The following is a 24245-nucleotide window of genomic DNA, read 5'->3' as shown; positions in this document are numbered from 1 at the left end:
AGGCGGAAAGCTGTGGGCAAGCAGAAATACGACCATGACATGGGAATGGAGGCATTTCAGCGAACTTTTTTTGTGCGAAAGGGGTGGTGGGTGGGGGGTCAGGTTTGATGCAATAACCCGAACCTTCCGGCAACAAAAAACCCAACGTCATCTGCCAGGGGCAGACCGACGTTGGGCTCCAGTAAATGGGCCGGACTGGCTTGACCAGCCTTTACGGTTTCTTCTCAGCGGCCGGCGCAGGGGCGGCGGGCTTGGCTGGCTTGGGTGCCGGGGGCTTGGGCTCTACGTAGGGAGGGTTTACGTGAGCTTCGGGTGCCGTTTCTTTGAGATTCGGCGGCACATCGGCCTTCACATCACCCAGTGCCCACTTGATTCCGCCGATCAGGATGTCCTGAAAGATGGGGTTGGTCCAGACGTCTTCGCGGTGGCCCATGGCGGTGTACCAGACGCGGCCTTCACCTTCCTTGCGGGCCCAGGTGATCGGAAAGGCGGGACGCTTGTATTCATCGCCCTTCATGGAGGGGGAGTCGATTGTGCTCAGCACGTGGATGTCTGGCGTGAAATCTTTCAGCGAATACCATTCCTCGGGGAAGCTGTACTCCTTGCCCACGTTCTCAAAGCCAGGGAACTTGGGATTGGTCACAGTGATCTTGGCCGGTTGCTGGGCACCGTGCTTGATGAACTCGGCACCGAGGAAACGCACATACGGGTCCGCCTTGTCGCCGTGGTTGAGGAAGCGCTCCGGACCCTTTTTGGATTCGTTGTCGGTGTGGAAGGTGTCGCTGGCCGAGTGGGAGCCGATGAAACCTTTGCCGCTGCGCACGTAGTCGAAGAGCGCCTGCTTGCCCTCGGGCGTCATGGCGGGCTGGCCGTCGGTGCCGGGCGTGGTGAGGTCGCCGGTGGTGTAGAAAAAGACGGCGTCGAACTGGGCCAGATAGTCCTTGCTGAAGAGGGAGCCGTCTTTGGAGTAGGTGAACTCCCAGTTGTTCTTTTTGCCGAGTTCGGTGAGCACGCCTTCCGCGTAGCTGGGCTGGCCTTTTTTCCAGGAGATGACGGAGTGCTCGAATCCGCTGGATTTGGTGAAGAAGAGGATCTTGCGCTTCGGCGGCGTGGTGGCGGAGAACGCCATGGCCGCCACGACGGCTAGCAGCGTGAGTGGTGCGATGAGTTTCTTGAACATTCTCCGGGAATACACGGTTGGGGCGCGTTTGGCGAAGGAAAAAATTTACATGACAGCTGGCCGGGTGGCGCGCGTTTAGGAGGGTCTGATGAAGTGTTTTTTCTGGTTCGCTGCCGTGTGGATGGCAATGGTATTGACCGCGGCCCTGACGGCAGCCGAACGGCCCAATGTGCTGTTCCTGTTCAGCGACGATCAACGGGCGGACACGATTGCCGCCTTGGGCAACACTCACTTGCAGACGCCCAATCTGGACCGTCTGGTCATGGAGGGCACCACCTTTACCCGCGCCTACTGCATGGGTTCCAATCAAGGGGCGGTCTGTGTGCCCTCCCGGGCGATGTTGATGAGTGGGCGCACGCTCTATCGCGTGCAGGAGCAACTCAAAGGTGTGCCCACCTGGCCGGAGAGCTTTGCCTCCGCTGGCTACCGGACGTTCATGACAGGAAAGTGGCACAATGGAGCTCCCTCTGCGCTGCGGATGTTCCAGGACGGGAAGGCGGTTTTCCTTGGAGGAATGGGCAATCCAGATGCGATCCCCGTGCAGGACATGGCTTCTCCGGAGCAGGGCGGGCCGAGGCAGTTTGTGAACCGGCGCACAGTGGAGAAGCACTGCGTGGAGCTCTTTGCCGACAAGGCGGTGGACTTTGTCCAGGCACAAAAGCAGGCTGCTCAACCCTGGCTCTGCTACGTGGCTTTTAATGCGCCTCATGATCCCCGGAAGGCCCCGGTAGAGTGGCATGAACGGACCAACGCCAGCAAGCCGCCGGTGCCGGAAAATTTCCTGCCCGTGCACCCTTTCAACAATGGTGAAATGACGGTGCGGGATGAGAAGCTTGCCCCCTGGCCGCGCACTGAGGCGGTGATCCGGCAGGAGCTGGCGGACTACTATGCGGCGATCATGTTTATGGACTCGCAGATTGGCAGAATTTTGGAGGCCCTTCGAGCAACCGGCCAGGATGAAAAAACGATCATCGTCTTCAGCAGCGACCACGGACTGGCAATCGGCAGTCACGGGCTGATGGGGAAACAGAGCCTTTACGACCACTCCATGCACTCGCCCCTGATCCTGGCAGGACCGGGTGTGCCAAAAGGGGAGAAGCGGGCGTCTCTCTGCTACCTGCTGGATGTCTATCCCACTCTGGGGGAACTGGCGGGAGTGAATGCTCCCGAAGGAAGCGAAGGACTCAGTCTGGTACCGGTGCTCAAAGGCGAGGAAACCACTCGCCGGCAGGCGATCATGACGGGCTATCGGAAAGTGCAGCGGGCCGTGCGGGATGATCAGTGGAAGTTGATCGTGTATCCACAGGTGAACAAGATGCAGCTCTATGATCTGAAGTCAGATCCGGCGGAGACCAGGGACCTGGCGCAGGAGCCGGGGCATGCGGAAGAAATCGACCGAATGCGGACTCTGCTGGAGAAATTACAGAAGGAGAACGGGGACACCCAGGTGTTGAGGACGGAGCACCCGAAGCCGCTTGAATTCGATTTTGAGAGCCAGGGGGCGGCGACAAAGAAGTGACAGGATTGACAAGATTTTTAACAGATTAACAGGATGACTGAGGGGAGCTTTGATTTGGACAGAAGTAACAGAATTTACAAAATTGGAATTCAGGCTGGCGCGGGTTCGAGGAGATTGAATTGAATCTCCGGGGATCCCAATTCTGTTAATTCCATTAGTTCTGTCTAAAAAGCTTCTCCCTATGCCGTCTCCGGACGGAGGGATTTCCAGGGTTCTTCGTTGCTCACATCCACGATGCCGGGTTCGTCGGCCTTGGCCGGGGAGAGAATGGCCAGGAAGACAAGGCGCTCGTTGAAAGGGTTGTAGGTGCCATGAACTTCTCCCTTGGGGATGAAGGCGATTTCACCGGGGCCGAGGATGCGCTTTTCCTTGCCCACCCATTGCTCGGCCCGGCCGGAGACGATGTAGATGATCTCTTCCCGTGTTGGGTGCGTGTGAAAGGGGTGGGAGTGAAACGGCTCCATGTTAGCCCGCACCATGAGCAGTTCCTGGTTGTTCACGATGTCGTTCCGGCACAGCCACTCCTCCAGAGTCCAAGGGGAGACGAAGTCAACCTTCTCTGTGGCGGTCACGAAACGGCGGGAGGCGATGTCTTGTGGAGCAGGGGCGGGGGCGGAGTCAGCGTTGGACATGGTCGTGGGAAAGAGGGGATGGAATTCGCCAGTGCAAAATGGTAGTTGAGAGCCAAAACTACGTCCTGCAAACACATCCACCTTTCTAAAATCCACATTCAGGCGACAGGAGGGCACATCAATCCGATCAAAATGAGCGGGGTGATGGCAGTAGGCGACGGTGCGAGTGGGGCGCTTTGCCAGCAAAGTCGGTCGCGCTCGACGGTAAAGCAAACCGCCTCTTCCGTGGTCTTGGGCGGTAACACGCTGGTCCAACCGCTGCCCTGTAGAGCGTATGCTTTCGTAGCCGCGTTGCGAGAGGGCCGTCTGGTAGTTGGAGGGGGCGATGTACTGGTCCCCGATGATGTCAGACCATCTTGAAGCCTTTGTGTAGAGACCGCTGATCTATCCCGCCTCTGGGGGAGTGATCTCGTCTGGTAGCAAGTCCTCCCATTTCCCGAAGTGCCGTACTTTTTTCACACCGGGGCTCCAGACTCCTACGTTCCGTTGATCATCCATGCCGAGGTATACGGCACGCCCATCAGGAAGCGGGATCAGAGAGGTGATGGTCCCAAGTTCAGGAGGCAGGGTGATCCATTCACGAGTCTTCGCATTCTTTGAAGCTGGGGCGGAGGTGGCCTGCCAGGTTCCTTTCTCATCGAGAAGAACGACATGCCAGCCTTCGCTGGAGGGGTGGGCGAAGAGATGCTTTGGCTGGGCCTTGGTCACGGGGCCGAGTGCCTCACTGGATCCATCAGGATGGATGCGCAAGGGTGTGCCCTTGTCAGACAGCGCAAAAATTCCCCATGATGATGGGGCGGAACCCGCAGGAGAGGGGAGAGTCTTCCCCCGGTTCTTTTTGACTGCTCGTGTTTGCGGGGGAAGTCCCTGCACGAAGCACCTGCCTTTCACTGCCACTGTTTGCTTGCGCCAGACCAGCCGTGGTGAATCGCTGCCAGTGTGCATTTCGGCCAGCCTCAGGCCCTGCTTGAGATCCAGGGCGAGCAGAAAGGAGGGCTTGTCTGGACTGGCAGGAGGAATTACTTGGACCGAATCGAACTGTCCTGAAATCTGTTCTGCCCCCAGAGTTACGGAATCAGCACTGTTTGCCAACACCAGCCCACCTGCGGCAGTGCGGGAGATGTGCGTGGTGATGAGCTTTTTGAAATTGTCAGTGGCAGCACGACGAGCTGCTGGGGTCGAGGAATCACCAACCTCAATCGACCACCGGTCTGGTTCATTCCAGGCTCCAGACATGGACCAGCGTAAAGGTTGTGCGCTGGCAAAGACTTCACTGATGATCGTGTAGTAGGCTGTAAACCTGAACTTTCCACGAACCAGTTCGATCGGCGTGGTGATGGGAAACGTGCCCACGGCGTCCGGCAGGTCGATGAAAACGAACTTCCTGGCGGAGTCATCCGTGTCGGTGCTTTTGGACTCCTCGTAGGGCTCGTAAGGCATGTCGGCCGGAGGATGGACGACCAGGGTAATGCCTGCTGAGGGGAAGATGTTGAAGAAGTCCTTGGAATCATCATCCCAGCCTCCGATAAAGACGCCGTACCGGTTGTGGGCTCCTTCTATGCGAGTGCGTTCTTTCACCCGGAGCCAGGGGAAGTTGGGGGCGAACGGAACCGTGAAGGCGGGGTCAATCGTTGCGCCGTCACTCACATCGAACTGGCCGGTCGAGTTGTCCTGCACCCGCTGCCGGGTTATGGCATCCCATACCCGTACCTGGAAGAACAACTCGCCGCTGCCTCGGGGATCGGCGTCGGCATGGACGCGGATGTGATCCACGAACATCTCAACATTCCGTTTCCACGTGCGCATCTGGCGCACGACGGCGATGTAACCCGGAAGCAACTCGTTGCCCTGTTGATCCCGACAACTTACCTCCACCCAGTATGATGTATCGGCTTCGATCCGGTTTAGACCTCCAGTGGTGATGTAAAGATCAAATTGACGGGTGTCCGGCGGGCCGAGTCGAAGGGCGGCGAAATGCTGCTTGTCCGCGTTGAAATCCCCGCTGACCACGCGGTAGAGGGCCACGGAGGCGGCATGGGCCTTGTACAACGTGCGAAACCTCACTCGGATGCTGCTGGGTCCCGGGAAAATCTGCAGTTCTTTGATCTGCTGCCTGAAGCCCGTGACAGGCGGAATGTGGTCTGGGAGGTAGATGCCAGGAGCCAGCTCGCCGGTGTACACAAGAAAGTCGCTAAGGTCAGCCATGGGGAGGAAGGATGGGAGTGGGGACGCTGCAGGGTTCGATGTAAGAATGGAGATTCATGTCCTATGGCGCCGATTCTATGAGGACAGAACAGAATGAACCTATGGGGATAGGGCCAAACAATAAATATGCCGAATGGCATATGGCGCCGGTTTGGACATTGATTGCGGATGAAAATTGTTTGGTTCTGAAATGTGGGGATGGGCGATTGCCCCTATCTTCCAAAACAGAACAGATCGGCTTGTTCGTTCTTCCGCCCCAGGATCTCATCCCGCACGATTTCCGCAGCAATGAGGCTGTAAATGATGCCATTGCCGCCAAACCCGAGGGTAAAGCTGGCGCGGGGAAACTCGGGGGTCTGGCCAATGTAGGGGAGGCCATCCTTCGTTTCGCCGAATGTGCCAGCCCACGCAAACGCCACCTCGAAAGGGATGTCTGGGAAGAGGTGCCGAAATTTGCGGAGCAAGGTAGCCGATTTGGATTCGATGAGGGCATCGCGACGGTCGGCGTCACGGAAGTCCTCATCCTCACCTCCGATGATGATGCGTCGATCTTCCGTGGTGCGAAGGTAGAGGTAAGGATCGGCGTGCTCCCAGATGAGGCAGTCTTCATGCCAGATGGGGCCGCGGCCCGCGACGGGCTCACTGACGAGGGCGAAGCTGCTGTGCAATGAGACAATCTTTTGATCCAGATCACCCTGGGCCTCATAGCCGGTGGCGAAGATGATGTGACGGGCCAGGATGGTGGTGCCGCGATCAGTGGTGGCGATGACTTTGTTGCCTTGAACCTCGTATCCTGCCAGTCCAGTTCGGTCGTGCACCCTTGCAGCCTTCTGACACGCCGCTCGGAGCAGCGTGTGGGCGAGCCGGTAGGCATCCACCTGGGCGGCGTCTTCTGAGTAGATGGCGCAGGACTTTTTGAAGGTTATCTGCTCCATGACCTGACGGGACGACCACCATTCAACCGCGATGCCGGCCCGACGCCGGGCGGCAAACTCCTTCTTCATGCCCGGCAAGTCCCGTTTGAGTCCGCTATAGTAGAGGCTGGGTTTGGTTTTGAAGCCGCAGTCGTCTTCTAAATGGCTCACCAACGCCTGGATCTTGTAGATGGCGTCGCGACAGGCCTGGTAGCTGCGCACCGCATGGTCCCGGCCAAGTTTTGCTTCCAGCTCATGCAGAGGGGTGTCGATTTCGTACTGCAGCAATGCGGTGCTGGCAGCCGTGCTTCCCCAACCGATGTCCCTGCGGTCCAAAACCATGGTGGACACTCCTGCTTCAGCCAGATGGTAGGCGACCAGCGCTCCGGTGATGCCTCCGCCCACCACCAGGACTTCACACCGGGCATCGCGCTCCAGGGCAGGGTAGCTACCCTGGAGTCCATTCTTTAGCAACCAATACGGGTGAGCTGAGCGGAGATCCATGGGAGAGAGGGAGGTTGACAACCCTGAATCGCTCGTGGGTCACTGTTCTGAGGTAAGCTCCAAACTTCAAACTTCAAACTTCAAACTTCAAACTTCAAACCAAGAATCAAGAACCAAGAACCAAGAACCAAGAACCAAGAACCAAGAACCAAGAACCAAGAACCAAGAACCAAGAACCTACGTCCGCCCGCCACGTTGCTCGGCATCCTGCAGCATGCTTTGGGCGATGGAAAGGTCGAGGCGGACGAAGAGCCACCAGGCAATTTTTTGCTTGAGACGTTTCCACCAGGTGGTGGGGCGTCGCCAGCGGACTTTTTCCACCAGGCTGCTGTGATCGAGGTCCCGCTCAAAGGTGGCGCGGGCCTGACGGGCCAGCTCCGGAGACGCGATGCGAATCATGAGTTCAAAGTTGATGGAGAGACTGCGGGGGTCGAGGTTCGATGAACCCACGTACACGGCGTCGTCCACCACCAGGGTCTTCGCATGGAGCACTTGAGGCTGGTACTCGTAGATTTGCGCCCCTTTGCCCTGGAACTTCCGGTATTGGGCGCGGGAGGCGGACTGGAACATCGGCACATCGCATTTGCCGGCGAGCAACAGGCGGAAGCGCTTGGCCCGGTGAGCGGCCTTTTGCAGGGAGCGCCGGGTCCGGCCGGGCGGGAGGAAATAGGCACAGGTGATGGCGACGTCGCGGGCGTTGTGGAGGTCGCGTCGCAGGGCTTCATCAAAGGCGTTCTGGTGAAAACCAGGTCGCGTGAGCAGAAGGGTGACCTCTGGGCTCACTTCGATGCGGCCCCAAGAGGACTGCCGCCGTACCTTCCAGATCTGTTTGGGGGCTTGGTCCACCTGTTTCTCAAAGGCGCAGGCAAGGTGCTGCACCACGGGACCTCGAATGCCGATTCCGCCATCCCGCCAGCCTTCGGTGATGCCGTCGCCTTCATACTCTGGGGCGATGTTGCAACCGCCGATGAAGGCAGTATCATCATCCACCACCAGCAACTTACGGTGGTCGCGGAAAGACCAGAACCTGCGGCGGACAGGGTTGAACCAGACGAGCTTCCCTCCGAGGGACTCCAGTTCCGAGAAATAATCTCCGGGCAAGGAGATTGAGCCTGCGTGGTCGATGAGGACGGTGACTGACACCCCGCGGCGGGCCGCGGCGGTCATCGCCTCGCGGTAGCGCTCGGCCACGTCGGAGGCTCGATAGATGTATTGCTCCAGGCGGATGCTGCTTTGCGCGCCCTCGATGGCCTGAAGCTGGGCGGCCAGCAGTTCTCGTCCGCTGTCCAGCCAGAGCACCGTATGGCCGTCGGTGGTCTTCAGCCAGATTGGGAGAGGGGCTGTGGCGAGGGTTTCGGTTGGCGTGGGGGCGAGGGACGGCACGGGAGAGGTCGTATTTTCGTTTTCGGGAGTCGCTACATGTACAGTACGGCGGGGACCGGGGACACGTTTTCAAGTGTTCCTTCGGTTTGAGATTCACTCCCGTCACGCGGAACACTGGACATTGAACCGAAAGGCATCGCCTCGGGCAGCTATGTGTCTGTCGCCTCGACGATGACATCCCGAGCTTCCGCAAGGCTGGTGGCCACCCAGGTGGCTCCGGCGTCCTTCAGGGACTTGGCCGTGGCCTGTTGGCCGGGCAGGCCCCAGCGGCACACGAGCATTTTCAAACCTGGAATTTTGTGATGCAGACGGCGGCAGAGAGTTTCCGCTGCCATGATGGACCCAGGACGCATGGCGCTGATGATCATGAGGGCAGGGCGTGAGTCGTTGAGTTTCTCCACCAGTTCTCCAACAAGGCGGTCGTCGGCCGAGACCTGAAGTTCGATTTGGGGAGGCAGGAGAATTTCGAGCATCTCCAGCGCAAGGGCATCCACCTGGCCATGAAGAGCACGGGCAAAGATTGGGATGGGTGAAGGGGCTGGGGTGTCTGCCGTTGCGTCTTCCAAGGCAGATGCATCCGCGTCGCTGGTTTCAGTATTCTCCTCTTCCTTCTTCTTGTCTTTTTCTTCTTCTCTGGTGGCGGCCGCTTCTTTTTCGCGAGCTTCTTCCAAGGCTTCTGCCTGGCATTCGCGGAGATACTGGCTGGTGGTCTGGATGGTTTCGATCACTTCCCTCTGTTCCTCTTCATCCAGCTTGCCCAGCATAGCTTCGCGTCGGGTCAGCACCAGGGCGGGCAGGATGACCTGATCAAGCGTGGCTTCCACGCCATTTTGTTCGATTGAATCCTCAACGGTGCTTTGGAAGGCGTCCTCATCTCCCGCGACGAGGCTACGGAACGCCATGAGATGGGCCTGGGGAGGTTGTTTTTCACCCATGAGCACATCTACCCAGCCAAGGTTGGGGATGTATTTGCAAATCACGACGATGCAGACGGTGAGTGGTGTGGCCAGGACGAGTCCCAGACCGCCCCACAGCCAGGTCCAGAAGGTGATCGCGACCAGGAGCGCAAAGTCTGACACTCCAACGCTATGGCCATAAAGGAGGGGTTCCAGGATCATGTTCGTGATCAACTCCAGGGCGATGATCAATCCGGCGACCATGAGGGGTTGAGTCCATCCGTCAAACACGGCCAGACTCAGGCTGATGGGCAGCACGGCCACAATCCAAGGGCCGATGTAGGGGATGAAGCGGAACAATGCGGCGAGCACCCCCCACAGCAATACATAGGGCAGGCCTATGAAAGCCAGGCCGATGGCGAGCATGATGCCATAAAGCGTATTCACCGTGGCCAGCATGAGCAGGTAGCGACTGATGCGTCCTCCAATCTCGTCCATCGCCCGACTGGTGGTCGTGAGGCGGCTGAACCCTGCCAACCCCACGATGCGCTGGCTGATGTCCTCCTGTCGCAGCAGCATGAAGATGACAAACACAATCACCACGGCCGCTACTCCCAGTCCGTTGGCCAGAAACGCAAGTGAGCTGTTGAGGATCTTGGAGGCCATGCCTCCTTCCACGGGTGGGGGGGCGGGTTGTTGTTCTGGAGGTTGGACTTTGTCGGTTGTGGTGGGCGGTGGGGAGGATGGATGGGTGGAGGCGACTGTCTGTCGGCCCGCACCCACATCCAGGGCGGAGGTGCTGATGTCTGCCACCATGGTGCGCAGCCGGGCGATGGTACCACCCTCACTGGCATGCCGGACTGCGGAGACGCGCTCCTGGATGTTGTGGCGGTAGTTGGGCAGGGCATTGGCCAGATGGTGCAGTTCCTTGCCGACCATCCAGAACACACACCCCATGAGGGTGAATACCAGCATCGTCACGATCACCACGCTCACAGCGCGGGGTAGCCGGCAGCGGCAGAGCAGCTTCACCAGCGGATTCAGCATGAAGGCCAGCAGGGCAGAGAGTGCCAGGGGCACGAGCACCTCCTGGGCAAAGAAGAGGGCAGCCACCAGCAGCAATGCGGTGAAGAACCGCAGGAAGGCGAGATAAGAACGTTGCTGGGCATCCATGTGAGGGCGGGGGAGGGTTGGAGGAAAGAATGAGTGTGAAAAACTGGAGATTCTCAGCGGGGATGCAGCGGCCAGATGACCGGCACCATGACCAGGGTCACCACCATGACGATGAGCGTGAGTGGCAGGCCCGCGATGAGGAAATCCTTGAACCGGTAGCCGCCAGGTCCGTAAACCATCAGGCAGGACGGTTCCAGGGGAGTGAGGAAAGAACAACCTGCCGCGAAAGCGACGGTCATGGCGAAGGGCCTGGCATCGAGACCAAGCTGGGTGGCTGTCTGGAGCGCAATGGGGAGCACCAGTGCCGCAGCGGCCTGGTTGGACATGGGCTGGGAAAGCGCCACGGTGAAGACGAAGATGCCGGCCAGGATCCACACAGGCGTCACACTGCCTGCCCATCCGGCCAGCAGGCCGCCCACATAGGCATCCGCACCCGAGGTGTGCAGTGCTGCGCCGACGCTGAGCATGCAGGCAATGAGGATAATGGCCTTCCATTCCATCTCCCGGTAGGTTTCTTCCGGAGACGCGCAGCGGGTGGCGAAGATGAGGAACGCGCCGGTAAGCGCCGCCACCGGAAGAGAAAGCACTTTGAACACACCCAGGGCGAGCACCCCTACAAAAATGGCGCACGCGGCCAAAGTGCGCGCCTTGGAGAAACGGGAGGTATCCGCCTCCCCGATGAGGCGGAATGCGCCCGCGTCTTCCAGCGCACGGAGATCGCTGGTGGAGCCCTGGAGCAGCAGGAGATCGCCCACCTTGAGCGGCACCTGACTGATCTTGCTCAACAGATTTTCTCCATGACGGCGGATGCCAAGGGCGATGACGCCGTACCGCTCACGGAAACGGGCTTGCTTTAGCGTCTGATGCAACAGCGTGGAGCGGGGGAGGACCAGCGCCTCGACCACCCTGTCGTCGTCTTTCGTGAGCGGGGATTCGTTTTCCGGTGCCACCGCGCCGAGCTTAGCCTCAGCTTTGATCTCCAGGCCGGATTGATCTTTGACCTTGAGGATGGCGTCATGAGGGCCCTCCACCAGCAAGACGTCTCCCGCGCGCAGTTTGGTATTGGCCCGACCGGTGGTCTGCTCTCCACTCTCACGAATGACGCTAAGCACGTTGAGATCATGCTGTTCGCCAAAACGGGCTTCCCGCAGCGTCTTGCCCACAAGCAGAGACTCCTTCTGCACCCGCACTTCCGTGAGGTAGTGTCCGGCTCGGATGACTTCCTCCATGGTGGTCTCCCGGGAGCGGGAGGGGAGAAGGCGTGGTGCGAGGAAAATCAGGTAGGGCACACTCAGTAGCACCAGCACCAGACCCACAGGGGTCATCTCGAACATATCGAGAGGAGCCAGGCCACCTGTCTGCATGAGACCAGACACGACCAAGTTCGTGGAAGTGCCGATGAGGGTCATGGATCCTGCGAGGATGGAGGCAAACGCCACTGGCAGGAGAATGCTGTGCACGGGCAGCCCCATGCGTCGGCTGACGGCGATGACCACGGGTACAAAGAGCGCTGTCACCGCGGTGTTGCTCATAAAACTGCTCAACGCCGTTACAGAACCCAGCAGAAGGCTGGTGAAGAGCAATTTGCGACCCTTGGTGGCGATTTGCAACCAGCGGGCGACGCCTCCCATGACCCCGGTTCGGGCAATAGCACTGGTCATGATGAGCAGTCCCAGAATCATCATCACCGTGTCACTGGCGAAGCCCGCAAAGGCCTGCTCCGGTGTGAGGATGCCCGTCATCACAAACGCCAGCAGCAAACCCAGGGCGACCATCTCCGCTGGGATCACCTCCACCGTGAACAGCACCAGGGCCACGGCGATCAGAACGAACACAATGACAATGGCAGGGGTCATGGAGGAGTGGACGGAATCAGATCTGAGGGGGCGCTGGGGAGTTTTTTTGGATGGTGAAACGCAAGCGGCAGTTCAGGCGCGGTCGAGCCGCCTGAACTGCCGCCGCCCTCCGCATGGGCCGGGGTGAGGACCCCATTCCAGGTTCGCGGAGATCACGTTTTTCAACTGCCTGCGGTGGCAGGGCTGCTGTTCTGACCGGAACCGTTCGTTGGGGCGGTGAACGGTGTCATACGGCAGGGCGCAGCGGCATCGCGGTTAGCGGGGCCGCTTGAGCGCCACCAGCAGCATGCCCAGGCCGAAGGCGAGCGCCACGGATTCCACAGGACGGCGCTTCACGAAGTCCGTGATGGACTCGTAGCCGTGCGCGGCCTGATCTTCCAACTGGCGGCCAGTAGCCTGCGCTTGAGTGGCGAATGAGCTCATGCAATCCTTCACTTCGGAAGAGTAGCCGCTCGCTTCGCTGCCCAGCGTGTTCAGCAGGTTGTTGATGTCGTGACCCACGTCGCGAAGGCTGGAACCGATGCGTTCGAGGGAGGTTTTGGGGTGGGGCTTGGAAAAAGGGAACATGGTGATGAGTCAGGTTGGAGGTTGTTTTTAGAAGGGTGGATGCTGGAGGATGTTTCAGGAGGGCTGCGCCAGGGTTTTTTGTTTGGAGTGGCGCAGCGAACGGGTCGGCTCCGTCATATCGGGCGGCGGCCCTGAATGACGCGAAGCAGAACAATGACGATGGCGACTACGAGCAGGATATGAATAAACCCGCTCATGGTGTAGGAAGTCACCAGGCCGAGCAGCCAGGCGATAATGAGGATAACAGCGATGGTGTAGAGCATGGCGTGCAGGGGTGGAATGTTGTGGGGGAAATTAGCGGGGCTTTTTACGGGACTCTGCATTGCAGGGGCTGTGCCATGGCACAGGTGATGTGCGTAAGTGGCTGAGCGTGAGGGGTATTTTTGTTTTGCCTGCGCCGCTCAGACCTTCTTTTGAGGCGGTATCGTTGCAGTTCGCCCAGCCCCGGGTTGCATTGTGCATGAAGGTTGGCTTGCTGACGTCGAATGAATGGCTGCGGGCTCTGCTTGTAGTTCAAACTTCAATTTGAACAAACAGCCTCCCGCTTCGGTGAGGGAGCCTGGGATGTTGGAAACTACTATTGGGGTGTTGCCAGGGAGCAGTGATCACAAAAAAAGCCGCGGTCGCAAGACCGCGGCTTTTTGAAGAGTGGACTGGGAATGTAATCAGTGGACAGGCGAGCTGTCATACACCACCACGCGGTCCCAGAAGGACTTGCAGGTGTTGATGAACCGCAGGTGATGTTCGCAGTTCGTTTGATAGTGGTCGTGGTCCTCCATGTTCTTGAAGTGGAGGGTCAGGGAGTAGTTGAAGGAGTGGTCTGTCACCGGGCGCTCCTCGGTCTTGGCGGGCTTGCCGATGAAGCCGTGCACGAGGTAGGGAATCTCCTTGAGCTTGATGAGCTCACCTTCGAATGTGTTGCGTTGGTCCGGATTGAGATCGGATTTGAGCCAGAAGTAAACGTTGTGGAGCATGGCGGCAGGAAGTTGGAAGGTTGATCGAACGAGGTTCGATGGGGGAATTTTGGAACAGGAGGTGGGTGGTGCAAAGCTTTTTTGCCCGGATTTGTGCCTTGGAGGAGGGAAATGAGGCGGTGGTCGCGTTTGGTGGAAATGCAGATGGGTCTCAAATTCCATTTTCGGGCAGGGATGGTGGTGGCGATGGGGGGGCTGTCGCTGCGGGCGGCGGAGCTTGGTAAATCAGTGCCGGAGGCACCGGAGTATGATATCCGGCTGGAGACGCTCTCGACCGGTTTTGACAAGAAGACTTGCTGGGTGCATGCCCGGGCCTGTGCTCTGCCGGGGAATCCTCCCAAGGTGGTGCTCACCCTGCAGAAGTTGCTGCTGAAGAGCAGCGACGTATTTTATGAACTGAACGACATGCGCACCGACGACCTCGGGTTCACTTGGAGTGGGCCGACCTCGCACCCGGATACTCTGGGGAGGCGGACGGAGGCCAATGGCGTGGAGGTGGTGGCGTGTGACTTCTGGCCTGCCTGGCACGCTCGCAGTGGCAAGTTGTTGGGGATCGGCCATACCGCCCGGTACAAGGACAACAAGGTGATGCATGAGCGTCGCCGGGAGACTTGCTACGCTGTCTATGACGAAGCCACCCGCCAATGGACGAGATGGGAAGCCATGGCCATGCCGGCCGAGCCCCGTTTTCAGAGCGCGGGGGCGGGCTGCGTGCAGCGCGTGGACTTGCCGGACGGGGACATCCTTCTGCCGATCTATTTCAAAAACCCGGAGGCCAAGCAGACCTCTGTGACGGTGGTGCGGTGCCGGTTTGACGGCACGCGCCTCACCTATGTCGCCCACGGGTCGGAGTTGACCGTCCCGTCTGATCGCGGTCTGGGCGAGCCTTCTCTGACCCAGTACAATGGCCGCTACTACCTGACAATGCGCCATGACAAGGCTGGCTATGTCTCCACCAGTGAAGACGGCTTGAACTTCTCCCCACCCAAGATGTGGACCTGGGATGACGGCTCGGAACTAGGCAACTACAACACCCAGCAGCATTGGGTGACGCATGAACAGGGGCTGTTTCTGGTGTACACCCGGAAGGGCGCGAACAATGATCATGTCTTCCGGCATCGCGCGCCTCTTTTCATCGGACAGGTGGATCCGGAAAATCTCTGCGTCATCCGAAGCACGGAGCGAATTCTGGTGCCCAATCGTGGTGCGCGCCTGGGGAATTTCGGCGTCACGAAAGTGAACGATCGCGAGACATGGGTCACGGTGACGGAGTGGATGCAGACGAATCCACCCAACCCGTACGACTACACGATCCCCATGAAGTATGGATCTGACAACGCGGTGTTCGCCGCACGGATCATCTGGAGGAGCCCGGCCGCGAAGTAAGCGGGGTGGTGGCCGTGCGCAGGATGCGGCTGTTGGCAAAGTCTTCTACAAACCGGCGCTGCTCGGCGGTCTCAGGACCGCTGCCAGCGCTGCGTACCAGGCTGAGGGCCTCGTGCAAGGGGATGCCCAGCGTCAGCAAGACGCAGACTGCGGCAGTACCCGTACGACCGACTCCTGCCGCACAGTGGATGAGAACGGTGCCGCCCTGACGGATGCGTTTGCCCATCTCCAGCACCATCAGGTGATAGAGCTCAGCATCGCCAGGGATGTCAAAGTCTGGTACGGGATGGCTGATGCGGCGTCCTCCCCAGCGGCCCTGGGTCAGCGAGCGGGCGTAGCGGGGTGATTTGGACTGGATCTCAGCCTCGCTTGTCAGGCAGACGAGCGTCACCTTGTCGTCACCCGCCTTCTCACGCAGAGCGTTCCAGGCGGCGAGAGGACGCTCTACATCACCATCCTGGTATCCAGGCATGGAAGTGAGGAGCAACTGACCAGCGAACGTAACTGGCAGGGAAACGGGGCGGAAGATCATGGAAACAGGAGGCATTTCGATGTCTCAGTAAATCTCATTACGTGGCGGCAGGAGAAATGGTTCCCTTGGAATGCAGGAAAGGGCGCACTTGCCACTCCAGGACACCTCTTCCGCGTGGTTGGGGATTGATTCCTTCTGTCCAAAAGGACTAACATGGACCTTCAGAGATGGCGACATAAAGTCGGCTGATCTGTTATTTGAAGATTCGAAATTAAATGCGCGTTCCCTCATGATGCATCAATCGCTTCGCACTTGGATGGTTTCGACCCTCATCGTGGGCCTGCCTCTGGCAGCTCGCGCAGAGGAGTATGACGTGGTGGTCTATGGTGGTACAGCTGCGGGGGTGATCGCCGCCGTGCAGGCCAAGAAAATGGGCAAGACGGCCGTGGTGGTGGGTCCAGACAAGCACCTGGGTGGCCTGTCCAGCGGCGGTCTCGGCTTCACCGACACCGGCAACAAGGCGGTCATCGGCGGATTGTCGCGTGACTTCTATCATCGTGTCTGGATGCACTACGACAAGCCAGAAGCCTGGAAGCAGCAGAAGAAGACGGAGTACGGCAACAAAGGCCAGGGCACACCGGCCATGGATGGCGAAAATCGCACGATGTGGATCTTCGAGCCTCATGTAGCAGAGCAGGTGTTCGAGGACTATGTAAAGGAGTTCAACATTCCTGTGCTGCGTGATGAATGGCTGGATCGCTCCAAGGGGGTGAAAAAGGAAGGCAGTCGCATCACGGGCATCACCATGCTCAGCGGCAAGACCCTCACGGGAAAGATGTTCATTGATGCCACCTACGAGGGGGATCTCATGGCTGCGGCGGCGGTGGACTACCACGTGGGGCGTGAGGCCAACAGCAAGTATGGTGAGACGGCCAATGGCGTGCAGACAGGGGTGCTGCATCACCGGCATCACTTCGGTGTGCTGAAGGACAAGATCAGTCCCTACGTGGTGCCGGGCGATCCCAAGAGCGGGGTGCTGCCTCGCGTGAGCGCTGCATCTCCTGGCAAGTTTGGCGAGGAAGACAAGCGGGTGCAGGCCTACTGCTTTCGTATGTGCCTGACGGATCATCCCGACAATCGTATCCCGTTTGAGAAGCCGGATGGGTATGATGCCAAGCAGTATGAGATGCTGGTGCGGGTGTTTGATGCTGGCTGGCGGGAGACGTTTGAGAAATTCGATCCCATCCCGAACCACAAGACGGATACGAACAACCACGGCCCCTTCAGTACGGACAACATCGGGTACAACTACGACTACCCGGATGCCTCGTATGAACGGCGCAAGGAAATTATCAAGGAGCATGAGACCTATCAGAAAGGCTGGCTCTACTTCATCGCCAATGATCCACGTGTGCCATCTGAGGTGCGCAACGAGATGAAGCGCTGGGGCTTGCCCAAGGATGAATTCCAGGACAATGGGAACTGGTCTCCGCAACTCTACATCCGCGAAGCCCGCCGCATGGTGGGTGCCTTCGTGATGACGGAGAACGAACTGCGCAAGAAGAAACCCACCCCAGAGTCCGTGGGCATGGGTTCCTACACGATCGACTCGCACAATGTGCAGCGCTACATCACGCCTGAAGGTTATGTGCAGAATGAAGGGGATATTGGCGTCTCCACCAATGGTCCGTACGAGATCGCCTATGGCTCCCTGGTGCCGAAGAAGGGTCAGGCAGACAACCTGCTGGTGCCAGTCTGCGTTTCCAGCACACACATCGCCTTTGGTTCCATCCGCATGGAACCGGTGTTTATGATCCTGGCCCAGTCCTCCGCCACTGCGGCGGTTATGGCCATTGATTCGGGCTCCGCGGTACAGGACGTGCCCTATAAAGATCTGCGTGAACGTCTGCTCAAAGACGGCCAGATCCTTGAAGCTCCGCATCTGATCAAAGCGGAGGACAAGGGTGGCATCGATGCCTCCAAGCTCAAGGGCGTGGTGGTGGATGATGCCAAGGCGGAGTTCAAGGGCAACTGGGGCGAAAGCAAGGTTGCCAAGCGTTTCATCGGCGAAGGCTACCACCATGATGGCAATGTGAACGACGGCAATTGCAGTGCCCGATTCGAGACCGTCCTTCCCAAGGCTGGTGCCTACGAAGTGCGTCTGGCAGTGCCCCACAACACGAACCGCGCCTCAAATGCCAAGGTCAAAGTGCTCAGCGCGGACGGGGAAAAGGTGGTTTCCGTGAATCAGAAAGTCATGCCCCCAATTGACGGGCTCTTCGTCTCCCTGGGCACCTTTCAGTTCACCAAAGAAGTAGCCGCCGTGGTGACCATCACCAACGAAGGCGCCGATGGCTACGTGGTGGCCGATGCGGTGCAGTGGCTTTCGAAAAATTAGGAATGATGAATTAGGAATTAGGAATGAACATCGAACGGCGGGCGGTGGTGTGCCTTTGGTTTCAATTCATTCCTAATTCCGAATTCAAAATTCCTAATTATTTGTACTACTCGTCTGGCAGCAGTTGTTCTGCGATTCTGTCGGAGAGGGCCTTGCCGGCGCGGGTGAGGATCACTCGGTCGGCAGTGGTGGTCACGAGCCCTTCGGTGACCAGCATGGTCAGGGCTTCGGCTTGGGAAGGGGCGACACGCTCGCGGCTCATGCCTTCGGCGGTGCGTAGTTCCAGGGCGACACGTTCAATGAGCCACTGGCGGTCGGTGAGCTCTTCGGATTCGGTGATGGGCAGACGCCCTTCTTCCAGCAGACGGATATAGCCGGCAGTGTCGGGGATGTTCTTCCATCGTACCCGCTTGACCGTGGAGCTGGCGGAAGGGCCCAGGCCCAGATAGTCGGCCCCGCGCCAGTAGGCCTGGTTGTGCACGGAGCGATGGCCGGGACGGGCGTAGTTGGAGATCTCGTAGTGCTCGAAGCCGGCGGCCTCAAGGATGTCCATCGTGGACTGAAAGTGATCGGCGTCACGGTCTTCATCCGTATCCAGAACTCCGGCCTGAAGCTGGGAGAGGAACTCGGTATCCTCCTCATACGTGAGGTTGTAGCACGACACGTGGTCGGAGCCCAGCGAGAGCGTTTTTTCCAGGCCCGCATTCCAGACCTTCAACGTCTGGCCGGGGATGGAAAACATGAGATCGACGTTGAGACTGGGAATGCCCGCCTCCCGCAGGATGTGAAAGGTCTCCACCGCTTCATCCGGCGCATGATCCCGGCCCAGAAGTTTCAAGGTGGGCTCGTCCCAGGCTTGCACCCCCAGGCTGACGCGGGTGACGCCCAGTTCCTTTAACAAGCGGGCCTTGCTGGCGCTCACAGTTTTGGGATTGGCCTCAAGGCCAAACTCGTCGAGCACGGTGCCGGAAGCCGCGGCTGCTTCCTTTAGTCCCGTCAGCAGGGTGGCCAGATGCTTCTCGCTCAACGCGGTCGGTGTGCCGCCACCCAGATAAATGGTGCGAGCGGTCACTGGCATCGTCCGCTGGTGCAACTCCAGTTCCCGCAGCACGGCCTTTACAAAGGCTCCCATATCTGTGCCGCCCAGGGTGTGTTTATAGAAACTACAGTACGGGCAGATCCGATGACAGAAGGGGATGTGAAGGTAAAGATGAGACGGCAAGAGACAGAATCAGATTTCGGATTTAAGATGGAACAAGGAGAAAATGTTCAACCAATGACTGGAGCAGAAGAACTGGGCGGGAAACTGCTGGAGGGCGTGTCCCGATCCTTTTATCTCACGCTCAAGGCACTGCCGCAAGGATTGCGAGAGCCGCTTTCCCTGGCGTACCTGCTGGCGCGGGCGGCGGACACCATGGCGGATACGATCCAGGTGCCCGATGCGGTACGTTTGACCTGCCTGGCCGAGTTCGAAAGGCGGGTGAGACTGCCACTGCGTGATCCTATCGCCGAGGGCGTGCTGGTGGCCCGGTTGCTGGTGGATTTTGTTCCGCATCAGGAGGATGCGCATGAGGCGCGTCTCCTGGAGCGCCTGCAAGAGGCTCTGAATGCTTTCCACGCGTCCCCCGAGGGCCAAAAGTCTGCCATGATGGGTGTACTGGGGCCCATCATCCAAGGGCAGATGCTGGACATACAACGTTTTCCCGGAGACGGACAGCTGCGTGCGCTGGCAACGACTCGGGACTTGGATGACTACACCTACCTAGTGGCAGGCTGTGTCGGGGAGTTTTGGACCCGATTGTGTGCGACAGAAGCGGAAGGCTCCTTCAACGAGGGGGTGAGCCTGGATGAGATGGTGACACGGGGCATCCGCTATGGCAAGGGGCTGCAACTGGTGAACATTCTGCGGGATCCTGGCAAGGATCTGAAGCTAGGGCGGTGCTACATTCCTGAAGAAGCGCTCCAGGCCGCGGGGCTGAGTGTGGGGGATGTGCAGGCGGATCCTGCAAAGCTCATGCCCTTGTTGACGCCGTGGAAGAAGCTGTGTCATGAGCACCTGCACGAAGGCGTACGGTATCTGGATGAAGTAAAGAACAAGCGGCTGCTCTATGCCACAGCCTTGCCTTTACTGTTGGGGATCAAGACGCTGGCGTTGATCGAGGCCGCTGACTGGCCCACCCTACAGGATGGTGTGAAAGTGTCCCGTGGGGAGGTGAGCAAGGTGCTGCTAGATGCGGGGATGGCGGTGCTGCGTAAGGGAGGCATGAGAAAGCTCGCAGAGCGCTACTTCGGCAACCGGTGAATCAGTAATCCAGTGATTCGGTAGTTAAGCAATTCAGCGGTCCGGTTGCTGAAGAGCCGGGTCGAGCAGCAGTTGTTTCCTTGATGCCCGGGCATTGTGTCATTTGATCCGCCTTAGATGCGGATGACGCCCTCGACGCAGGTGACGGACTGTCCACCGATATGGATGGAGCCATTCGGCGGGTATTGGACCGTGATATGCCCGGCGCGACCGACCTTGATGCCTTGGGTGGCGGTATAGCCGCTGGTGTGCGATCTGGTACGGCCATGGTGGAGCAGGGCGGCGGCCACACTGCCATTGCCACTGCCGCAGACGGGATCTTCGTTCACTCCATGAGAAGGTGCGAAGGATCGTACTTCGTAGGTTGCAGAATGGCCAGGCTGATGGGGGCCGAAGAGGGTGACGCCAGAAGCACCCAGCGCGAGGTCAAACTTGGCCATGCTGGCGAAGTCGGGTTGAACGGCGAGAACCGCTTCAGCGTTTTTCAGTTGAGCGATGGTCCATCGTGGGCCCACATCGGTAAGGGTCACAGGGAAGGATCGCTCGATGGCGGCACCGAGAATGGCCTCCAGTTCATCGATCTGGGAGGCATCCAGCAGGGTGAACTTCGCCGTGGGCAACTGGAATGCGATCTCGGGCGAACCTCCGTGGGATGGGCTTACGGTCAGCTCGATCAAGCCGGCGGCACATTCCTGTACGAGTCGGCCTGAGAAAGCCTGGATGAGGCCGGACTCCAGCAGGGCATGGGCGGTGCCGAGCGTGGGGTGACCTGCAAAGGGAAGCTCGTCCTGAGGTGTGAAGATGCGCACGCGATAGTTTGCCGCAGGATCTTGGGGTGGCAGGACGAAGGTGGTCTCAGAGAGATTCGTCCAGTTGGCGATCTGCTGCATCTGGAGGCTGTCCATGCCAGTGGCGTCCAGGATGACCGCCACAGGGTTGCCCTGGTAGGGGCGGGCGGTGAAGACGTCCACCTGCTTGAAGGGGACCTCTCTCGTGGCGTGCGGGGCGTGGCTTGACATGTTGATATCCCTTACGTTCGCGAGGAACGTAAGGAACTTCCGCTAGAAGCGTCAAGAATGAATCCCTCCAGTGCCCTCCCGCTCCGCAAGCCCCTCGATGGCTTCAGTTATGCTGTGATGTTGGGGCTGTGTTTGATCTGGGGATTGCAACAGGTCGGGATCAAAGCCTCGGCTACCGAGATGACGCCCATGCTTCAAGTGGGATTGCGGTCGTTCTTTGCGGCGTTGCTGCTGGCAGGGTTGATGGTGGTGCAGCGGGAAAGTCTGTCGGTACGAGATGGCACGCTGCGGGCTGGGCTGGCTGTGGGTGGGCTCTTTGGTGCCGAGTTCCTGCTGGTGGCACTGGGGCTGAACTTTACCACCGCTGGACACATGGCGGTGTTCTTGTACACAGCACCTGTCTTCGCCGCGTTGGGGTTGCATTTTTCTGTGAAGGAGGAGCGACTCAATGGTCGCCAATGGGGCGGGGTGGCACTGGCTTTTGCAGGGATCATTGCGGCTTTCTCCGGCAGCCTCTTCGCCCCGGGCGGGAAGAACCTCCTCATTGGGGATGCCTTGGGCATCTTGGCTGGCATGGCGTGGGCGGCCACCACCATTGTGATCCGGGGCAGTCGCCTTTCAGAAGCTCCGGCCAGCAAGACCTTGCTGTATCAATTGGTCGGTGCCGCCGTGCTGACGGTGTCATTTGGGTGGTGGCATGGAGATTTTGAGAAAGTGATCCTGACGCCGTTTCTCTGGTCCAATCTTGTGTTTCAGACAGTGATTGTCGCCTTTGGCAGCTATCTGTTCTGGTTCTGGCTGCTGAGGAAATATCTGGCCTCCCGGCTTTCCGTGTTTTCATTCCTGACTCCCTTGTTTGGGATCACGTTTGGAGTCCTGTTGTTGAAGGAGCCGCTGCATCTGCAGTTTGTCGTCGGGGCGTTGTTGGTGCTGGCGGGAATTGCGGTGGTGAATCGACGGTAGGGCAGTGGTCCGGTGATTCAGTGATTCAGTGAACCGGTAACTCAGTGGATGTGAGGTGGGATGCCAATGGAGTGGTCAATGGCGCGCCAGCGTCTTGGAGTACGGTGGCTTGACACCGTTCTCTAGCCGTGGGCGATGTTGCCGAGTTTGCTGTTTCAGCGAAGGGTCATCGTTCGAGCCGTTTTCACCCGACCGCTGCATCTATATCGTTTGTTCGCTTTCTCAGCTGGCGAAAGCTAGGTCGAGCCACCGGCACTCCAAGACGCTTCGCGTGTTTGGATCCCGGTGACCAAGGAGTGCGAGGGAAGGGCCTATGCTCCTCGACGGACTATGCCGCGGGCGCGGCTTTCTCCATGAGCGGAGGGCCTTCGTCGGGTTCCAGCCAGCTGCGCCAACCTTCTTTGATCTCCAGCCAGGCCCATTCTGCCAGGAGGGGGAAGAGACGCAGGGTATCGCTGCGCTTGAGCATGAAGCCGGGGATGAGGCAGCGATTGGCTTTGTTGGTTCGGCCGAGGGTGCCAACGCGGCGGCGACGGCGGGCGATCTTCGCAAAGCGGCGGTTGTACGTGCTCATCAGCTTGGAGAAGATCACGCCACTGGGAGGAGAAAATGGCGGGGCATAGAGGGCGGTCTCACCGTGATTGTAAGGAGCCTCAACGACGCCCCAGTAGTAGAGGCCCAGATCCAGGCGGAAGGCGAGGCTCATGAGGTCGAACTCGCCCATGTACTCGTACTTGTCCTTGTAGAGCGAGTTGAACCAGCGGCGATGGCAGACGCTGAAATCGCGGTTGTACTTCACCACCAGCTCGGTCATGGGCTTGCCATTGCGTTGCTGCGTGATGAGGTTGGCGGCGCTGCTGGTGCTGAAGGAAATCCAGTCCATGCCTGGGCTGTAGAATGGATCCATGAACGCGGCCGCATCACCCACCAGCACAAAGCCATCGCCAGCGAAGGTGGTGCTGTAGTAGGCCAGATTGCGCCGCCAGTGGACGTCTTCCTCGTCATACTCCGCGTCGGCCAGCATTTCCGCGGCCACCGGGTGTTTCATGAGGAAGGTCTTCAGACGGTCGGCGACCTTGCCGCCTTCCTGGGGGAAATCGACGATGCGCTGGTCAAACACCACACCAACGCTGACGGAGCCGCCTTTGAGGGGAATCCACCAACTCCACCAGCCATCGCCAATGATGTGGTTGGTGGCGGTATTGCGGATACCGTAAACGGCGCGGGACCATTCGGGATATTTGACCGCCAGTTCGCGTGAGTCCCAGTCTTTGACATTGGTCCATCGTGACCAGGCTGCTGCCGTGGGGTGCTCCGTGTTGCTGCGCCACCAGCCGTTCTTGCGGGCCAGTACAGCAGCCAAACCGGAGGCATCCACGATCCAGCGGGTGCTGATGGTGCGCTTTTGCCCTTGGTGACTCACGTCAAGGGACTGCATGCCGCCGTCGTTCAGCACCACATTGGACACGGTGGCAGGGCGGATGATCTCGGCGCCGGCCAGACCGGCGCGGCGTAGGACCTCCTCATCGAAAGTGGAGCGGTCGAGCTGGTAGGATGCGATGCGGGAGAGGTATTTGGCCCCCAGCTCGCTGGCTTCGGAGAGGTTCTTGACCTCGTCGTTCTTGAACCAGAATCGCAGGCCCTGTTTTACGAGTTGGTTCTCGTTGAGGTACTGGGTAAGGCCGAGCACCCGCCCCATGAAGTAGGCGCTGATTTCCACGGTGGCCTCGCCCACGCGGCGTCCCAGTTTCTCTGATTTTTCTACAATGAGGAGCCGTACGCCGGGGTTGTGCCGGAGGATCAGCGTGGCGGTGGCGGCACCCGATAGGGCGCCGCCGATAACAACGACATCGTAGGTGGAGTCAGAAGAGGGGGGCTCGACTTGCATGGTCTTTTTCATGC

19 protein-coding genes are annotated in these 24245 nt (G+C 59.1%); 5 read left to right on the top strand and 14 right to left on the bottom strand.

Going from position 1 to position 24245, the window contains the following annotated elements:
* Positions 1-211: 211 nt before the first annotated feature.
* Entirely contained in the window at positions 212-1180 is a 969-nt protein-coding gene (locus BV034_RS23245; protein WP_050029360.1) for a ThuA domain-containing protein, read from the bottom strand.
* Between the two features lie 88 nt (positions 1181-1268).
* On the opposite strand from BV034_RS23245, the gene BV034_RS23240 reads away from it, so the two are divergent.
* Positions 1269-2699: a sulfatase-like hydrolase/transferase gene (locus BV034_RS23240; RefSeq protein WP_081888053.1), complete on the top strand. Its 1431-nt coding sequence runs from the start codon at positions 1269-1271 to the stop codon at positions 2697-2699.
* Positions 2700-2878: 179 nt separating this feature from the next.
* Here the strand turns inward: BV034_RS23240 and BV034_RS23235 are convergent, their stop codons facing one another.
* The 9 genes from BV034_RS23235 to BV034_RS23200 all read right to left on the bottom strand — a co-directional run bounded on the left by BV034_RS23235 (position 2879) and on the right by BV034_RS23200 (position 13803).
* Positions 2879-3331, bottom strand: coding sequence for a cupin domain-containing protein (locus tag BV034_RS23235; RefSeq protein ID WP_050029358.1), 453 nt, complete (start codon positions 3329-3331; stop codon positions 2879-2881).
* A gap of 384 nt (positions 3332-3715) precedes the next feature.
* Entirely contained in the window at positions 3716-5536 is a 1821-nt protein-coding gene (locus BV034_RS23230) for a hypothetical protein (RefSeq protein ID WP_050029357.1), read from the bottom strand.
* A 212-nt stretch (positions 5537-5748) separates the two neighbouring features.
* Positions 5749-6954, bottom strand: a complete 1206-nt coding sequence (locus BV034_RS23225; RefSeq protein WP_050029356.1) for an FAD-dependent oxidoreductase — start codon at positions 6952-6954, stop codon at positions 5749-5751.
* A 177-nt stretch (positions 6955-7131) separates the two neighbouring features.
* The gene (locus BV034_RS23220) at positions 7132-8337 is read right to left on the bottom strand and encodes a cardiolipin synthase B (RefSeq protein WP_050029355.1); all 1206 of its coding nucleotides are present in this window, start codon (positions 8335-8337) and stop codon (positions 7132-7134) included.
* Between the two features lie 149 nt (positions 8338-8486).
* Positions 8487-10406 (bottom strand): AI-2E family transporter, encoded by a 1920-nt coding sequence (locus BV034_RS23215; protein WP_050029354.1) that lies wholly within the window; start codon positions 10404-10406, stop codon positions 8487-8489.
* A 53-nt stretch (positions 10407-10459) separates the two neighbouring features.
* The gene (locus BV034_RS23210) at positions 10460-12262 is read right to left on the bottom strand and encodes an SLC13 family permease (protein WP_050029353.1); all 1803 of its coding nucleotides are present in this window, start codon (positions 12260-12262) and stop codon (positions 10460-10462) included.
* A 255-nt stretch (positions 12263-12517) separates the two neighbouring features.
* Positions 12518-12829 carry a hypothetical protein gene (locus BV034_RS23205; protein ID WP_050029352.1) on the bottom strand — a complete coding sequence of 104 codons (312 nt, stop codon included), beginning with the start codon at positions 12827-12829 and terminating at the stop codon, positions 12518-12520.
* A 113-nt stretch (positions 12830-12942) separates the two neighbouring features.
* Positions 12943-13092, bottom strand: a complete 150-nt coding sequence (locus BV034_RS36360) for a lmo0937 family membrane protein (RefSeq protein ID WP_265593370.1) — start codon at positions 13090-13092, stop codon at positions 12943-12945.
* Positions 13093-13494: 402 nt separating this feature from the next.
* Complete coding sequence (locus tag BV034_RS23200) at positions 13495-13803, bottom strand: Dabb family protein (protein WP_050029351.1); 309 nt, start codon at positions 13801-13803, stop codon at positions 13495-13497.
* A gap of 144 nt (positions 13804-13947) precedes the next feature.
* Between BV034_RS23200 and BV034_RS23195 the strand changes: the two genes are divergently transcribed.
* On the top strand, positions 13948-15189 hold the full coding sequence (locus BV034_RS23195) for a sialidase family protein (protein ID WP_050029384.1): 1242 nt from the start codon (positions 13948-13950) through the stop codon (positions 15187-15189).
* On the opposite strand, the gene BV034_RS23190 is transcribed toward BV034_RS23195, so the two are convergent.
* Entirely contained in the window at positions 15161-15736 is a 576-nt protein-coding gene (locus BV034_RS23190; protein WP_050029350.1) for a tyrosine-protein phosphatase, read from the bottom strand. The two genes, BV034_RS23195 and BV034_RS23190, sit on opposite strands and share 29 nt — an antisense overlap.
* A 241-nt stretch (positions 15737-15977) precedes the next feature.
* On the opposite strand from BV034_RS23190, the gene BV034_RS23185 reads away from it, so the two are divergent.
* Entirely contained in the window at positions 15978-18059 is a 2082-nt protein-coding gene (locus BV034_RS23185; RefSeq protein WP_081888052.1) for an FAD-dependent oxidoreductase, read from the top strand.
* Positions 18060-18165: 106 nt separating this feature from the next.
* Here the strand turns inward: BV034_RS23185 and hemW are convergent, their stop codons facing one another.
* The gene (gene hemW / locus BV034_RS23180) at positions 18166-19281 is read right to left on the bottom strand and encodes a radical SAM family heme chaperone HemW (RefSeq protein WP_063768877.1); all 1116 of its coding nucleotides are present in this window, start codon (positions 19279-19281) and stop codon (positions 18166-18168) included.
* A gap of 54 nt (positions 19282-19335) precedes the next feature.
* On the opposite strand from hemW, the gene BV034_RS23175 reads away from it, so the two are divergent.
* Entirely contained in the window at positions 19336-20361 is a 1026-nt protein-coding gene (locus BV034_RS23175) for a squalene/phytoene synthase family protein (protein WP_050029347.1), read from the top strand.
* Positions 20362-20474: 113 nt separating this feature from the next.
* On the opposite strand, the gene BV034_RS23170 is transcribed toward BV034_RS23175, so the two are convergent.
* Entirely contained in the window at positions 20475-21380 is a 906-nt protein-coding gene (locus BV034_RS23170) for a PhzF family phenazine biosynthesis protein (RefSeq protein WP_050029346.1), read from the bottom strand.
* 57 nt (positions 21381-21437) lie between these two features.
* Between BV034_RS23170 and BV034_RS23165 the strand changes: the two genes are divergently transcribed.
* Complete coding sequence (locus BV034_RS23165; protein ID WP_050029345.1) at positions 21438-22343, top strand: DMT family transporter; 906 nt, start codon at positions 21438-21440, stop codon at positions 22341-22343.
* A 328-nt stretch (positions 22344-22671) separates the two neighbouring features.
* Here BV034_RS23165 and BV034_RS23160 read toward each other — a convergent pair whose 3' ends face one another.
* A complete protein-coding gene (locus BV034_RS23160; protein WP_050029344.1) occupies positions 22672-24243 on the bottom strand; it encodes an NAD(P)/FAD-dependent oxidoreductase in 1572 nt (523 codons plus the stop codon).
* Positions 24244-24245 lie beyond the last annotated feature (2 nt).

This window comes from Verrucomicrobium sp. BvORR034 (assembly GCF_000739635.1).
Lineage (GTDB): Bacteria > Verrucomicrobiota > Verrucomicrobiia > Verrucomicrobiales > Verrucomicrobiaceae > Verrucomicrobium.
This window is presented reverse-complemented; position numbering and strand designations above follow the sequence as displayed.